The organism is Conyzicola sp. (assembly GCF_046714715.1).
Taxonomy (GTDB): domain Bacteria; phylum Actinomycetota; class Actinomycetes; order Actinomycetales; family Microbacteriaceae; genus Conyzicola.
In genome coordinates this window covers 1-13,549 of record NZ_JBKKAD010000083.1, presented here as the reverse complement: position 1 = coordinate 13,549, position 13,549 = coordinate 1, and the positions used below count along the sequence as shown (strand labels likewise).

The window sequence follows — 13,549 nt, the reverse complement described above, 5'->3', positions numbered from 1 at the left end:
GGCCCGGCCCCCCGCGGCGGGGGGGTGGGGTGGGCGCCTTTCCGCGTTTAGGGGGCTGCGTCGACGACGGTCGTTGTGACGGTGGTCGTAGAGATGGGGGTTCCTTCTGGGTAAATGGAGGTCCCGTCGCTGTTGAGCAATGGGCTGTACTGGGCCGTCGCTGTTACGAGACCGGTGGTGGTGTCGATTGTGAGTTCCTGACGGTGCTTACCGTTCGTTATCTGCAGCGTCGCGGTGACGGAGCTTTCTGGATTATCCGTGAGCGTGACGGCGGGCATGAGAGCTATTGCCTGGAACATCGCCGCGCGCAGGTCGGCCGGCACGAGGTTCCAACGCAGTGATTCGCTGATGGTGTCGAAGATGCTGTAGTCGCCGGAGTCATCGTCGGGGCTGGTGCCGTTGCGCTCCCGGTACCAGGCGAGAAGTTGCTTTGCATCGCGCGGCATGGTTGCCGTCTCAGGTGACGGGCCGAGGCCGTACACGGTCGAGTCATCCTCGGCGCCCGTGAAATTGCCACCGGGCAAGACCCACACTGGGTCTCGTGGGTTGGCGTTCACGTCTGCGTTCAGGTCGGTGTGCGCCTGTTCACCGCCGGTTCCGAAGTACTGGAGCACGACACCGCCCGCGGATTCTGGTGTGGTGTCGCGTACCCACACCCAGTCGTCGGCCCTTTCCGCCGGCACGTACAAGACATCCTGACCCTCTGTGAGCCATCCGCTGACGTCGATTCCGGAGGCACCAACCCGCGTTAGGTGCCTGGTAGTGGTCGTGATCATGAGGTACTGGCCGGGACTGAGTTTGAAATCGGTCGCGGTCGCGCTGAGCTCTGCGGCGTCGTTGAGCACCTCGGAGGCTGTGGCGCTGCCACTGCCGCCGAGAGACCCCGTCACATTGGTCGCCACGAGGGTGCCGACTATTGCGGCTGCGGCGAGGGCGGTGACTGCGCCCGCCCAGCGGACGCGCGTCGTTGAGCGTGAAGCCGTCTTGTCCGATTCGTGTGCCATTGCGGCAGCGAGCCGGGTGCGCGGTTCATCGAGCGAGTACGCCGGTGCGGACACGGTTTCGCGCACTTTGCGCAGAAGTGTCAGGTCGTCCATGACAGATCCCCTTTCGGATCGCTTGTCGTGCTGAGGTGGGAAGTGATGGTGTTCTGCAGACGGGTTCGCGCCCGGTTGATCCGCGATTTGACGGTGCCGAGGTTGGTTCCCATCGCTTCCGCCACGCCCTCGTACGTGAGGTCTCCCCATGCGTACAACAGGAGTGTGTCGCGGTCCCGGCGAGGGAGATTCGCGAGCGCCGTGCCGAGAAGCGCCACTCGACTGGCCGCGTCGAGACGGTCGGTGAGTTCCTCAATGACGTCCGCGGCGATGTGATCCAACGGAGAAGCCGCGACGGCCCGAAGAACTCGGTACTCGTCGCCGATGTGCCGCTTCAGCTCGCGGGTTGCGATACCGAAAAGCCACGGCAACGCGGAGTCGCGGCTCGTATCGAACGTCGCCCGCTTCTTGAAGGCGATGAGAAACGTCTCTGAGATGACGTCAGCGGCAGCGTCTGGCCCGATCCGTCTGCGCACATAGCGCAGGAGGGTGGGTGAATGCCGCTCGAAGAGTTCTCCGAAGTCAGCAGGGCGATCCCGAGCCCTCTGCACAATATCCGTGTCTGTAGTCACACTCTGTATCTCTCGTTCGAGCGCAAAGTGTTCAAAGATTCTTCACATCGCCGTTCGGCTCTACCGTTCTGGCCGAGGGGTCAGACGCCGAAGTGGGGCAAACACGGCTCCACGCCTGTGATCTCCACTCCCAGTCGGTCGGTCTTGAGCCAGTCGTCCCAGTCGAAACGCAACCGATCCGAGACGATGGCTTCGCCATCTCGGACGTCGCGGGAGATGCCATCGTGATGGTAGCCAAGTTTTCGCGAGACGCCTTGCGATCCGGCGTTGTCCTGAAACACTTCGGTCACAGCGCTCAGGGCGCGAAGATGTTCGAAAGCCAGGTGCAGGATTGCAGCCCGTGCCTCCGTGCCTAGCCCGCGACGGTGATACTCAACGCCGAGCCATGACTCCGTCTTGACCTCCCGCAGCACGCGGAAGTCGCGTGCTCGAAGCGCGACCATGCCGACTGGCTGATGTTCGTGAAAGAGGCACAGTTCGAGAGCCCATGCATCAGGGGTCCAGTCTCCTCGCCGCCTCCAATGCTGTTGCACAACGTGCAATGCGCGCTGCTGCGGGCTTCCCTCTGTCCATGGCGTCAGAAACGGGCGTTCGCCGGGTCGGTGTACGCCCGCAGCGGCGACGCTGGCTAGATTCGCCAGCTCGTCTTCATCAGGCGGCCGCAGCACGAGGCGGGCCGTGGTCAGCCGTAAATTCAGAAGTGGCCAGTAGTCAGCGAGCATGCCGAGATTCTCTCATAGTCGCTCTCTGGCCGGTCAGCGATGAAGCACGGGCACGCGCACGTTAAGGCTCGCGAACCGCTGTGGCGCCCGTCGCTGCCACACTGGTTTCATGAGTGAGGAAGATGCAGCTGGCGACCCGGTCCCGAAGCGATTCCGCAGGCTGCGCTTCAACCCGCTGCGGGATGTCTTGCCGTGGGTCGCCGCCGTCGTCGGGGTATTCATGGCGATTCGGGGCGCGTTTGAACTCGGCGCGCGCGGCGACTCCCAAGACCTGATCTTGGGTTTGAGCCTCACGGCGATTGCCGTAGCCGCGTTCTTCATCAACCGTTGGCAGGCGAAGCGCGGTCTCTGAATCGCCAACGCCACAGTGCAATAGCTGGCAGGATGCTGCGGTGGGCGCTATCGAGACAACGGCCGAGTGGTACACGCGGTTCGCCGCGAACGAGGCGCACGGACGTTCGGCGGTCTACGAGTCGTGGGCGTTGGGGGTGGCCGGCGACGCGCAACTGATCGCGGCCATCGAACAGCTGCCGCCACAACGCCGCCAGCCAGCGCTGCTCTTCGCAGTCACCCGCCTGCTCGGAGCGCCGGTCGGCGACTACGCCGGGTGGCGCGCATTCACCCTCGCGCACTGGTCAGACGTGCGGCGCGAGGCTCTCGTGCGGCTCACCCAGACCAACGAGCCGCTGCGGTGCGCGGCGCTCATGCCGGTGCTCGCCCGCATCGACGGACCGATAGCCCTGCTCGAGGTGGGCGCGTCGGCCGGGCTCTGCCTCTACCCCGACAAGTACAGCTACACCTACGACGGGGGCGAGCCGGTGCATCCGGCCGACGGCCCGAGCGCGGTCATGCTCGACTGTGCGACGAACGGGGTCGTGCCGGCCCCGACGCGGCTGCCCGACATCGTCTGGCGCGCCGGAACCGACCTCGCCCCGCTCGACGTGAACAACGACGACGACGCGCTCTGGCTCGAGACCCTCATCTGGCCGGAACAGCACGACCGCCTCGCCCGGCTGCGCGCCGCGGTCGAGATCGCGCGCGCCGATCCGCCGCTGCTCGTCGCCGGGGACGTGACGGATGCCCTGGCCGACTTGGCAGCGCAGGCGCCGCCGGATGCCACGTTGGTGGTGATCTCCAGCGGGGTGCTGGTCTACGTGGCGAGGCCGCAGCGCGAGCTGTTCGCCGAGGCCGTCGGTACCCTCGACGCGCGCTGGCTTTCGCTCGAGGCGGCCGGGCTGTTCTCCGGTATCGCGGCCGGTATCGAGCGGGCGACGGGAATCACCCCGCCCGAGCTCGCCGGCCGCTTCGCCCTCGCGCTCGACGGTGAGCCGCTGGCCTTCGTGGCCCCGCACGGCGACCGCATCGACTGGTTCGCCCCGCCCGTGCCGGTTGAGTAGGTCGCGCAGCGACCGTATCGAAACCCCTGCCCGCGAGGTCGCGCGCCCTTGTTTCACTCGCGCGCCCGAACGTTCTGGCGCGATCGTGAAAATTCGCCGCGCACTGGTTTCGATACGGCCGCGGGCGGCCTACTCAACCGGCGGGGCTACGGCCCGCTTAGCCGGCGCTCGGCGCGTAGATCGCCCGCGCCAGGGCGTCGAGCACGGCGGGCGTGCGCGGGCCGAAGCTCAGGATCTCGCCGTCGGCCATGTCGACGAACCGGCGGTGCTGCCCGGCGAGGGTGAGGCCGATGGCCGGCTTCGTCTCGAGCAGGCCGTCGACCCCGCCCGCACTCTCGATGCCGTCGGTCATCACGAGGATCAGGTCGGGATTGCCCGCCACGAGCGCTTCATCCGTCATGGGCTTCATGCCCGTCCAGCCGATCTCGCCGGCGACGTCGATGCCCCCGACCGCGGTGATCAGCTCGTCGGCGCCCGACTCCTCGCCGAACAGGTAGTAGATGCCCGCGCCGCCGCGCAGATAGAGGAACAGGATGCGCAGCTTGTCGGCCGGGTCGGCGGGGGAGATCTCCGCGATCTCGGCGATCTTGTCGGTGATCTGCTGCTGCAGGTCGGCAGCGAGCAGCTCGCCGGCGGGGGAGACGCCGAGCGCCGCGGCGACCTGGCGGGCGAGCTCGCCGACGCCCTCCATGCTGGGGTCGGTGTCGACGAAGACCACGGCGATGCCGGCCTCGCGCAGCTGCAGAATGACGTCGGTCGGGCCGATCGTGCCGTCGGTGATGAGCACGGTGGGTCGCAGCGCGAGCACGGCCTCGCTGTTCACCGCGTGGCCGCCCGAGGTGATGAGCGGCAGCTCGGCCGCCTCCGGGAAGGTGGTCGACACGTCGCGGCCGACCACGCTGTCGCCGAGGCCCAGCCCGAAAATGGTCGCGGCGATAGAGCCCGAGATGTCGAGACCCAGGATGCGGTCGGTGGATGTCACGGTGACGTCGGTGTCTCCGTCGAGGTCGCGCGAGGTGACGGTAGAGGGCAGGGTCTGTTCAGGGTCCTCCGCCACGACGTCGACCGACGAGTCGGCGAGCAGCGCCGTCGACGCCCCTTCGAACGCGCGCGGATCGTCGACCAGCGCGAGCTCGGCGAGGGGCACCGACTGGTCGCCGACGGCGGCCGAGTCACCCCCGACAGCGATGGGGCCCGAGCAGGCGCCGAGCAGGCTGGCCACGACCACCGCGGCCAGAACGGAAGCGCCGCGAACCGTGCGCCGGGGGGAAACGGTCATGCGGAGGCTGTCCTTGTCTGAGGGCAATTCGTGCGGCGGTCGGGTGCTACTTAGGATAGCCTAACTTCGCGCGGCGGGTGAGGCCCGCCCTCGCCGACCGGCCGCGCTCGTTGGGCGTTCATTCGGTTTGCCTGCCATAGGCTTGCCGAAAAACGTGGGGAGGTGCACTTGTGACGGCCAATATGGAGTCGGATCGGCCCGTGTCGCACGCCCTCACCGCCCGCGAAATCGCCGTGCTCGACTTCGAGCGCGAGTGGACCCGTCACGTTGGCGCGAAGGAAGAGGCGATCCGCGAGGTCTTCGGCCTTTCCGCCGCCCGGTATTATCAGGTGCTGAACACCGTGATCGACTCCCCGCACGCCGTGCGCCACAATCCGATGCTCGTAAAGCGCCTGCAACGCGCACGAGACGCGCGGGTGCAGACCCGAGCGACCCGAACGTTGAGCAGCTCACGCCAGGTGGATAGTGCTCATCGCCCCCTGCCAGACGAAACGACTGATTAGAACTATGGCCAGTTACCCGAAAGACCGGTTCGACAACCTGCCCAAGGACCTCGTTCGCGTTGGCGCCCACCGTGCCCCCCGCAAGCGCGGCGGCGGTTGGATCGCTCTCGCCTGGGCGGCCCTGGCCACCTTGGTTCTCGTGGTCGGCGGCTTCTACGTCGTGACCCTCATCGACGACAGCGTGCGCTTCGAGATCCCCGGGTTCCCCCAGGCTGGCGAGACCAGCAGCGCCCCCGAGGACGAGGCCACCCCCACGGCCCTGCCCCTCACCGACCCCGCGACGATCGACCCCGCTCGCAACATCACCATCACCGTTCTCAACGGAACGCCGACCGTCGGACAGCAGACCGTCGTCAGCGACGAACTCAGCGCAGCGGGCTGGCCCGTCGGAAGCGCCACGACCGCCTCGACGAGCGATATCGAAGAGACCATCGTCTACTACAGCAACCCGGCCGACGAAGACATCGCCCGCGGACTGGTCTCGACCCTCGGCGTCGGCGACGTGCAGGAGAGCACCGCGTTCCTCGGTGCCCCGGTCACGATCGTGCTCGGCGCGGACTACACGCCCGCCGGCTGACACCGGCGTCGAAAGTTCGCTCCTCTGCTCGGCCGCAGTGTTACGAACGTGTTTAATCCTTGTGTATTAGTCCGAATACGCCCTCAAGCCCCTGTTGGAGCGCGCACTCGCTCACTACGCTCTGGGATTGGCCGTACCGCGACTGGTGCGGATATCACCGAACACGCACCAAGGAGCAACACATGGCGAACGGAACCGTGAAGTGGTTCAACGCTGAAAAGGGCTACGGTTTCATCACCGTCGAGGGTGGCAGTCAGGACGTTTTCGTTCACTACTCCGCCATCGACATGGGGGGCTATAAATCACTCGAAGAGGGTCAGAGTGTGACCTTCGAAATCGGCACGGGCAGTAAAGGACCGCAGGCAGAATCAGTGCGGCTCGCGCAGTAGCGCCCACCCGATCCCTCGACAATGACCCGCGGAAGGCGGGCCATTGTTGTGCGCCCGGCGCGTAATCGCTCCCTGCGGCTCTCGCTTTCTTGCACTCGCCTTGGGCGAGTGCTAATTTTGTCTCTGGCACTCGCATGCCCCGAGTGCTAAAGAATTCGGTAGGCAAACGTCCGGAAAGGACGAGAACACACATGGCAAAAATCATTGCTTTCAACGAGGAGGCCCGTCGCGGCCTCGAGCGTGGCCTGAACATCCTGGCCGACGCCGTCAAGGTCACGCTCGGCCCGCGCGGTCGCAACGTGGTGCTTGAGAAGAAGTGGGGCGCCCCCACCATCACGAACGATGGTGTGTCGATTGCCAAGGAAATCGAGCTGGACGACCCCTACGAGAAGATCGGCGCAGAGCTGGTCAAAGAGGTAGCCAAGAAGACGGATGACGTCGCCGGCGACGGAACGACCACCTCGGTCGTTCTGGCCCAGGCCCTCGTTCGCGAAGGACTTCGCAACGTCGCCGCAGGCGCCGACCCGATCAGCCTCAAGCGCGGTATCGAGAAGGCCACCGCCGCCGTCATCGAGGCGCTCATCGCCTCCGCCAAGGAGATCGAGACCAAGGAAGAGATCGCGGCTACGGCTTCCATCTCCGCCGGGGACCCCGAGATCGGCGCCCTGATCGCCGAGGCCATCGACAAGGTCGGCGAGGAAGGCGTCGTCACCGTCGAGGAGTCGAACACCTTCGGCACCGAGCTCGAGCTGACCGAGGGCATGCGCTTCGACAAGGGTTACCTGTCGGCATACTTCGTCACCGACCCCGAGCGCCAGGAAGCGGTCTTCGAAGACCCCTACATCCTCATCGTCAACGGCAAGATCTCGAACATCAAGGACCTGCTGCCGATCGTCGACAAGGTCATCCAGTCGGGCAAGCAGCTGCTGATCATCGCGGAAGACGTCGATGGCGAAGCGCTCGCGACTCTCGTCGTGAACAAGATCCGTGGCATCTTCAAGTCGGTCGCCGTCAAGGCTCCCGGCTTCGGTGACCGCCGCAAGGCGCAGCTGCAGGACATCGCCATCCTCACCGGTGGCCAGGTCATCTCCGAGGAGGTCGGTCTCAAGCTCGAGAACGCTACCCTCGACCTGCTCGGCCGCGCCCGCAAGGTCGTCATTACCAAGGACGAGACCACGATCATCGAGGGCACCGGCGACGCCGACGCTATCGCCGGTCGCGTCAAGCAGATCCGTGCCGAGATCGAGAACACCGATTCCGACTACGACCGCGAGAAGCTGCAGGAGCGCCTGGCCAAGCTGGCTGGCGGCGTTGCAGTCATCAAGGCCGGAGCCGCGACCGAGGTCGAGCTCAAGGAGCGCAAGCACCGCATCGAAGACGCAGTGCGCAACGCAAAGGCTGCCGTCGAAGAGGGCATCGTCGCCGGTGGTGGCGGCGCCCTCATCCAGGCCGGCAAGATCGCCTTCGAGTCCGCCGCGGTCACCGACCTCGTCGGCGACGAGGCGACCGGCGCGAACATCGTTCGCGTTGCCATCGACGCACCGCTCAAGCAGATCGCGCTCAACGCCGGTCTCGAGCCCGGTGTCGTCGCTGACAAGGTGCGTCACCTCCCCGTCGGCCAGGGCCTCAACGCCGCGACCGGCGAGTACGTCGACATGCTCGCTGCCGGAATCAATGACCCGGTAAAGGTCACGCGTTCCGCCCTGCTCAACGCTGCATCGATCGCGGGCCTGTTCCTGACGACCGAGGCCGTTGTCGCAGACAAGCCCGAGAAGAACCCTGCACCCATGGGCGACCCGTCGGGCGGCATGGACTTCTAAGTCCTCGCAACCGAATCACACGAACGGGCGGTCTCCTCACGGAGGCCGCCCGTTCTGCGTTCGCTCGACAGGAACCGACGAAGCGGCGATAATCGATGAAAAGTCGTTTACCGATTGGAGCCTATGCGCCGCCTCGCTGCACTCTCCCTGGTCGCCGCGTTGGCTCTAACCGGCTGTTCGTCAGCGGGCGATCCCGCGCCTGAGGCGACGACGACCGTCGAGCCCACCGCCGCAGGGACGGCTGAGCCGACATCTGGCCCGACAGCCGAGCCGACCGCCGTCGAATACGCCACGCTAGAAGACCTTCGACTGGCGCTTGTCTCAACGGGTGAGCCGTGCGCCTCGCTTCAGGTGCTTCAGGGTGGGCCGAATGCCGACGAGCCGTATGGGCTATGCCTCCCTGACAACAAATGGGCCCTGTACGTGTATCCCACGGTCGAGGATCTCGATGCCGTGGTGAGCGAGGGCGATGACAGCGCGGAGCCGGGAACGTTCATCCTCGGCACGAACTGGCTGCTGGGACTGGGGATCTTCACGAGCGCCGACGACGCGGCGCCGGTGATGGCCGCGCTCGGCGGTACCATCTGGACGGCCAACGAGCCGTTCGAACGGTAGTCCCGACCTAGCCGCACCTACCGCGCGAACATGCGTGTGTTCGTCGCCTCGATGTCGGCGTACTGCTGGCCGGCGGCCCCCAGCGCCTGGTTGATCGCGGCGAGGTTCTCTTCGACGCGCTGCTGGGTGCTGCGCCACTCGGTGGCGAGGCTCTGGAACGCCGCCGCGGCCGGGCCGCTCCACGACGACTGCAGGTTCACTAGTTGGCCGTGCATCGAGCCGACTTCCGCCTGGATGCGCGAGATGCTGCCGCGGACGGCCGCGCTCGTGCCGAGTACTTCGTCACTGTCTACCTGGTATCTGGTCATGCCCAGACGGTAGCCGCGCGACGTCGGCCCTAACGGTCAGACTGCGGCTTCGGGGGACTCCGCCTGCGCGGCGGTGTCGGGGAGGAGAGGAAGCACGACGCGGAAGGTGGCTCCGCCGCCCGGCGTCTCCACGACCTCGACCTCGCCCTTGTGCGCGGCCACGATCGACGCGACGATGGCCAGTCCGAGCCCGCTTCCGCCGGTGTCGCGGTTGCGCGAGCTGTCGGCACGCCAGAAGCGCTGGAAGATCTTGTCGCGGATCTGCGGCGGGATTCCCTCGCCGTGATCGATCACCGAGATGATGGCGAGCCCCTGCGCCCGGTCGGCCTCCACGCCGATTTCGAGCGGGGTGCCGGCGGGCGAGAAGCGCATCGCGTTGCCCATCAGGTTCGTGATCACCTGGCGGATCTTGTTCTCCTCCGCCAGCACGAGGGCACGCGGGGCGGCGGCGACCGTGGAGACGATCTCGTCGCTGGTCGCCTCGGGCGTGATCACTCGGGGACGACGACGCAGCCGGGCGAATGTCGCACCCGCGAACGCGATCGGTCCGGTGGCGAGTGCCGCCGATCGGTTGCCCTCCGTGCCATCCGGGGTATCGGCCCCGTCGAGAACCTCGGGCGGGCTGATCTCCGACACCAACACGCGCACCTCCCGATCGGGAGACGACGCCATGGCGTCGAGCGCGGCGTCGCTCGCGAGCGGGATCAGGTCGACCACCGCGAGCTGCAGCGGCTTCGCCTCGTCGATGCGCGCGAGCTCGAGCAGGTCGGTGACCAGCTCGCCCATGCGGATCGCCTCTTTCTCGATGCGCTCCATAGCCTGGGCCACGTCTTCGGGCTTCTGCAGCGCACCCATGCGGTACAGCTCGGCGTATCCGCGCACCGACACGAGCGGGGTGCGCAGTTCGTGGCTGGCGTCGCCGACGAAACGGCGCATCTGGTCGATTGTCTTGGCGCGGTCGGCGAAAGCCTTGTCGATCTGGCTGAGCATCGCGTTGAGCGAGCGGTTGAGGCGCCCGACCTCGGTGTTCTGTGTCGCGCCACCGAGTCGCTGGGTGAAGTCTCCCGCGGCGAAGCGGGCCGCCGTCGCCTCGACCTCGCGCAGGGGATTGAAGGTGGATGTCACGAGCAGACGTGTGAGCGCCCCGCCGAGGATCACGACCGTGAGTCCGAAGAACATGAAGATGGCCGCGTAGCGGGAGATGATGCCGTCGATCTCGCTGAGGTTGTAGCCGACGACGACGGTGAGGAAGTGCCCGGAGCTCGTGGAACGGGGCGCACTGACGACGCGCCAATGGCCGAGCCCGGGATCGCTGTTGACGGTCACGGCGTCTTCTTGCGACCAGAGGTTCACGCCGGTGAGTTCCTCCGACGCGGGGTGCGGGTCGGAACCGGTCTTGCTCGCGCACATCAGCTCGCCGGTCTCGTCGACCGCGCCGATGTAGTACGTGTTGAGCAGCAGCGGTTTGACGACGCAGGTGAGCGAGCCGTCGGGCGCCTCCCTCAACTCGATCACCGCGTCGCCGACGCTGGCGATCACGTTGTTGATCTTCGTGTCGGCGTCTTCGGTGAGGTAGGTGCGCAGAACAGACATCGAGCCGAAGCCGGCGACCAACAGGCCGAGAGTGAGCAGCAACACGCTTACCGTCGTCATCTTGGTGCGCAACGACGTCGCATTCCAACGCGCGGTGAGCGCGTCGGTTACATAGGTCTTCTTGGTCACGCTCGCGTGGTCTTCAGCATGTAGCCGAAGCCGCGCTTGGTCTGGATGATCGGCTCGGCGGAAAGGTGGTCGAGCTTACGTCGCAGGTAGCTGATGTAGCTCTCGACGATGCCCGCATCGCCGTTGAAGTCGTACTCCCAGACGTGGTCGAGGATCTGCGCCTTCGAGAGAACCCGGTTCGGGTTGAGCATGAGGTAACGCAGCAGCTTGAACTCGGTGGGGCTGAGTTCGATCTGCTCGGAGCCGATCGTGACCTCGTGCGTGTCCTGGTCCATGGTGAGCTCGCCGGCGCGGATGACGGCCTCCTCGTCGTCCTGCATCGTGCGACGCAGAATCGCCTTGATGCGGGCGACGATCTCGTCGAGGCTGAACGGCTTGGTCACGTAGTCGTCGCCGCCGACTGTGAGGCCGGTGATCTTGTCTTCCGTGTCGTCTTTGGCCGTCAGGAAGAGGATGGGGGCGGTGTAGCCGGATGCTCGGAGGCGCTTCGTCACACCGAAGCCGTTGATATCCGGCAACATGACATCGAGGATGATGAGGTCGGGTTCTTCCTCGAGCACAGCGGAGATAGCACCCGCACCGTTGCCGACCGCTCTCACCGCGAAGCCGGCGAAACGCAGGCTCGTGGTCAGGAGGTCGCGGATGTTGGGCTCGTCGTCAACGATCAGGATCTTGGGGCCGTCAGTCATGCGTCCAGTATCTGCGAGTTGTCTGGAGTTTGTCTGGGAGTCGTTTGTGCCGCGCTAATGACGGCAGACTGTGACGGTGAAGCACCTCGATCTGCACAACCGCGTCGCGGTGATGGCCATCGTCAACCGCACGCCCGATTCGTTCTACGACAGGGGTGCGACCTTCGCTCTCGACAAGGCGGTAGAGGCCGCGCTGGCCGCCGCGCAGCACGGCGCCGACCTCGTGGACATCGGGGGAGTGCCCTTCGGTCGCGGCCCCGCCGTGTCGGTGCAGGAGGAGACCGACCGGGTGGTTCCCGTCGTGGAAGCGATCCACGCGGCATCCGACATCGTCGTCTCGGTCGATACCTTCAACGCCGAGGTCGCGCGGCTGAGCATTGCGGCGGGCGCCGGAGTGATCAACGACACGAGCGGGCTCTGGGACGACGACATGGCCGGCGTCGTCGCGGCGAGCGACGCGACGCTCGTGCTCACCCACAGTCTCGCTCCGCCGCGGTCGGAACCGCCCCGGCCCGAGTACGGCGACGTGGTCGCCGAGGTCGTCGCGTTTCTGCGCGACCGGGTGGCGCGGGCGGTCGAGGCGGGCGTTCCGCTCGACCGGCTCGTCGTCGACCCCGGGCACGACCTGAATAAGAACACGCTGCACTCGATCGAGCTCACGCGCCGGCTCGAAGAGGTCGTGGCGATCGGCCTGCCCACCCTCGTGGCCGTGTCGCGCAAAGACTTCGTGGGGGAGGTGCTCGACGCCTCCAAACACGACCGCCTCGAGGGCTCGCTGGCCGCGGCCGTCGTCTGCGTGCTGAAGGGTGCGCGCATCGTCCGCATGCACGACGTCGCCGCCAGTGTGGCCGCGATGCGGATGACCGAGGCCCTGCTGGGGCTGCGCGAGCCGGCGTACCTGAGCCATAACATGGGCGAATGACCGCGCGCATCGACCAGCTCTGGCCGGAACCCATGGACGACCTGGGCGACGACGAGCTGATCGCCGACCTCGCCGCGCCGCCCGGACCGTGGCTGCGGGTGAACTTCGTGTCGAGCGTCGACGGGGCGGCGACCACTGCGGGCGTATCTGGCGAGGCTGTGTCGGGCGGGCTGGGCGACGCGGCGGACAAACGCCTGTTCGAACTGCTGCGGCGGGTGAGCGACGTCGTGATGGTCGGCGCGGGCACCGTGCGCGCGGAAGGCTACGGCGCGCTGCGGGTGAGCGACGACAGCGCGCGCTGGCGGCAGAAGCGCGGACTGGCGGCGCATCCGGTCTTCGCGATCGTCTCGGGATCTCTCGACCTCGATGCCTCGTCGACCATATTTTCGGATGCGCCGGTGCCGCCGGTGATCATCACCACGGCGCGTGCCAGCGCCGAACGGCTCGCGAGGTTCGACGGGCTCGCCGACGTGATCGTGGCGGGCACAGACGCGCTGGACGTGCGGCTCGCGCTCGCCGGCCTGCACGAGCGCGGGTTGCTGCACGTGCTCAACGAGGGAGGTCCGTCGTTGTTCGGATCGCTCATCGCGGCCGACGCCGTCGACGAGCTGTGCCTCACGCTGGCCGCGCGGCTCGAGGCGGGCGACGCCCCGCGCATCGCGCACGGGCCGGTCGAGGCGCCAGCGAACCTCGCCCTGACGCGCGTGCTCAAGCACGAGAGCACCCTGCTGCTGCGCTACGGGCGCGCCGTCACCGCTGGTTGAGTAGCGCCGTCTACGGCGCGTATCGAAACCCGCGCCTGAGAAGCTCCTGAAGTGAAGGACACGGGCGCGCACCAGATTAGCCCGTCCTTGGTTTCAGGAACGTTCTTGCTCAGTGCTTCCACCCGTCAAGGTCTGGCCGCGGAAGCTCCCGTTGTGCAGGACGCGTCCTGCAC

General features: G+C 66.7%; 16 protein-coding genes. 9 read left to right on the top strand and 7 right to left on the bottom strand.

Annotation, left to right across the window (positions count from 1 at the left end; genetic code table 11):
* Positions 1-47: 47 nt before the first annotated feature.
* The 3 genes from ACLQ6X_RS06835 to ACLQ6X_RS06825 all read right to left on the bottom strand — a co-directional run bounded on the left by ACLQ6X_RS06835 (position 48) and on the right by ACLQ6X_RS06825 (position 2,391).
* Positions 48-1,097 (bottom strand): hypothetical protein, encoded by a 1,050-nt coding sequence (locus ACLQ6X_RS06835; protein WP_411699421.1) that lies wholly within the window; start codon positions 1,095-1,097, stop codon positions 48-50.
* Positions 1,085-1,669 carry an RNA polymerase sigma factor gene (locus tag ACLQ6X_RS06830; protein WP_411699420.1) on the bottom strand — a complete coding sequence of 195 codons (585 nt, stop codon included), beginning with the start codon at positions 1,667-1,669 and terminating at the stop codon, positions 1,085-1,087. Before ACLQ6X_RS06830 ends, ACLQ6X_RS06835 begins: the two co-directional genes overlap by 13 nt.
* Before the next feature lie 80 nt (positions 1,670-1,749).
* Complete coding sequence (locus ACLQ6X_RS06825; protein WP_411699419.1) at positions 1,750-2,391, bottom strand: GNAT family N-acetyltransferase; 642 nt, start codon at positions 2,389-2,391, stop codon at positions 1,750-1,752.
* A gap of 109 nt (positions 2,392-2,500) precedes the next feature.
* Here ACLQ6X_RS06825 and ACLQ6X_RS06820 point away from each other — a divergent pair, with 109 nt between their 5' ends.
* Together ACLQ6X_RS06820 and ACLQ6X_RS06815 are read left to right on the top strand one after the other, a co-directional pair.
* Complete coding sequence (locus ACLQ6X_RS06820; RefSeq protein WP_411699418.1) at positions 2,501-2,743, top strand: hypothetical protein; 243 nt, start codon at positions 2,501-2,503, stop codon at positions 2,741-2,743.
* 40 nt (positions 2,744-2,783) lie between these two features.
* On the top strand, positions 2,784-3,788 hold the full coding sequence (locus ACLQ6X_RS06815; RefSeq protein WP_411699417.1) for a DUF2332 domain-containing protein: 1,005 nt from the start codon (positions 2,784-2,786) through the stop codon (positions 3,786-3,788).
* A gap of 157 nt (positions 3,789-3,945) precedes the next feature.
* Here ACLQ6X_RS06815 and ACLQ6X_RS06810 read toward each other — a convergent pair whose 3' ends face one another.
* A complete protein-coding gene (locus ACLQ6X_RS06810; protein ID WP_411699416.1) occupies positions 3,946-5,067 on the bottom strand; it encodes a hemin ABC transporter substrate-binding protein in 1,122 nt (373 codons plus the stop codon).
* A 200-nt stretch (positions 5,068-5,267) separates the two neighbouring features.
* On the opposite strand from ACLQ6X_RS06810, the gene ACLQ6X_RS06805 reads away from it, so the two are divergent.
* The 5 genes from ACLQ6X_RS06805 (at position 5,268) to ACLQ6X_RS06785 (ending at position 8,971) form a co-directional block, all read left to right on the top strand.
* The gene (locus ACLQ6X_RS06805) at positions 5,268-5,570 is read left to right on the top strand and encodes a DUF3263 domain-containing protein (RefSeq protein ID WP_411699415.1); all 303 of its coding nucleotides are present in this window, start codon (positions 5,268-5,270) and stop codon (positions 5,568-5,570) included.
* Positions 5,571-5,574: 4 nt separating this feature from the next.
* Positions 5,575-6,147 (top strand): LytR C-terminal domain-containing protein, encoded by a 573-nt coding sequence (locus ACLQ6X_RS06800; RefSeq protein WP_411699414.1) that lies wholly within the window; start codon positions 5,575-5,577, stop codon positions 6,145-6,147.
* 182 nt (positions 6,148-6,329) lie between these two features.
* Complete coding sequence (locus ACLQ6X_RS06795; protein ID WP_411699413.1) at positions 6,330-6,536, top strand: cold-shock protein; 207 nt, start codon at positions 6,330-6,332, stop codon at positions 6,534-6,536.
* A 191-nt stretch (positions 6,537-6,727) separates the two neighbouring features.
* Positions 6,728-8,356, top strand: coding sequence for a chaperonin GroEL (groL, locus tag ACLQ6X_RS06790; RefSeq protein ID WP_411699412.1), 1,629 nt, complete (start codon positions 6,728-6,730; stop codon positions 8,354-8,356).
* 123 nt (positions 8,357-8,479) lie between these two features.
* A complete protein-coding gene (locus tag ACLQ6X_RS06785) occupies positions 8,480-8,971 on the top strand; it encodes a hypothetical protein (RefSeq protein ID WP_411699411.1) in 492 nt (163 codons plus the stop codon).
* 17 nt (positions 8,972-8,988) lie between these two features.
* On the opposite strand, the gene ACLQ6X_RS06780 is transcribed toward ACLQ6X_RS06785, so the two are convergent.
* The 3 genes from ACLQ6X_RS06780 to ACLQ6X_RS06770 form a co-directional block, all read right to left on the bottom strand.
* Positions 8,989-9,279, bottom strand: a complete 291-nt coding sequence (locus tag ACLQ6X_RS06780; protein ID WP_411699410.1) for a WXG100 family type VII secretion target — start codon at positions 9,277-9,279, stop codon at positions 8,989-8,991.
* Positions 9,280-9,315: 36 nt separating this feature from the next.
* Positions 9,316-10,932, bottom strand: a complete 1,617-nt coding sequence (locus tag ACLQ6X_RS06775; RefSeq protein ID WP_411699423.1) for a sensor histidine kinase — start codon at positions 10,930-10,932, stop codon at positions 9,316-9,318.
* Between the two features lie 65 nt (positions 10,933-10,997).
* Positions 10,998-11,690: a response regulator transcription factor gene (locus ACLQ6X_RS06770; RefSeq protein ID WP_188511590.1), complete on the bottom strand. Its 693-nt coding sequence runs from the start codon at positions 11,688-11,690 to the stop codon at positions 10,998-11,000.
* A gap of 112 nt (positions 11,691-11,802) precedes the next feature.
* On the opposite strand from ACLQ6X_RS06770, the gene folP reads away from it, so the two are divergent.
* On the top strand, positions 11,803-12,612 hold the full coding sequence (folP, locus tag ACLQ6X_RS06765) for a dihydropteroate synthase (protein ID WP_411699422.1): 810 nt from the start codon (positions 11,803-11,805) through the stop codon (positions 12,610-12,612).
* Complete coding sequence (locus ACLQ6X_RS06760) at positions 12,609-13,376, top strand: pyrimidine reductase family protein (protein WP_411699409.1); 768 nt, start codon at positions 12,609-12,611, stop codon at positions 13,374-13,376. The genes folP and ACLQ6X_RS06760 overlap by 4 nt, the downstream gene beginning before the upstream one ends.
* The last annotated feature ends 173 nt before the right edge of the window (positions 13,377-13,549 follow it).

Bases quoted from the DNA above. Each gene is read 5' to 3' on its own strand.
- ACLQ6X_RS06835 (WP_411699421.1), bottom strand. From the start codon at position 1,097: ATGGACGACCTGACACTTCTGCGCAAAGTGCGCGAAACCGTGTCCGCA.
- ACLQ6X_RS06825 (WP_411699419.1), bottom strand. From the start codon at position 2,391: ATGCTCGCTGACTACTGGCCACTTCTGAATTTACGGCTGACCACGGCC.
- ACLQ6X_RS06820 (WP_411699418.1), top strand. From the start codon at position 2,501: ATGAGTGAGGAAGATGCAGCTGGCGACCCGGTCCCGAAGCGATTCCGC.
- ACLQ6X_RS06810 (WP_411699416.1), bottom strand. From the start codon at position 5,067: ATGACCGTTTCCCCCCGGCGCACGGTTCGCGGCGCTTCCGTTCTGGCC.
- ACLQ6X_RS06800 (WP_411699414.1), top strand. From the start codon at position 5,575: ATGGCCAGTTACCCGAAAGACCGGTTCGACAACCTGCCCAAGGACCTC.
- ACLQ6X_RS06795 (WP_411699413.1), top strand. From the start codon at position 6,330: ATGGCGAACGGAACCGTGAAGTGGTTCAACGCTGAAAAGGGCTACGGT.
- groL (WP_411699412.1), top strand. From the start codon at position 6,728: ATGGCAAAAATCATTGCTTTCAACGAGGAGGCCCGTCGCGGCCTCGAG.
- ACLQ6X_RS06785 (WP_411699411.1), top strand. From the start codon at position 8,480: ATGCGCCGCCTCGCTGCACTCTCCCTGGTCGCCGCGTTGGCTCTAACC.
- ACLQ6X_RS06780 (WP_411699410.1), bottom strand. From the start codon at position 9,279: ATGACCAGATACCAGGTAGACAGTGACGAAGTACTCGGCACGAGCGCG.
- ACLQ6X_RS06775 (WP_411699423.1), bottom strand. From the start codon at position 10,932: ATGACGACGGTAAGCGTGTTGCTGCTCACTCTCGGCCTGTTGGTCGCC.
- ACLQ6X_RS06770 (WP_188511590.1), bottom strand. From the start codon at position 11,690: ATGACTGACGGCCCCAAGATCCTGATCGTTGACGACGAGCCCAACATC.
- folP (WP_411699422.1), top strand. From the start codon at position 11,803: ATGGCCATCGTCAACCGCACGCCCGATTCGTTCTACGACAGGGGTGCG.
- ACLQ6X_RS06760 (WP_411699409.1), top strand. From the start codon at position 12,609: ATGACCGCGCGCATCGACCAGCTCTGGCCGGAACCCATGGACGACCTG.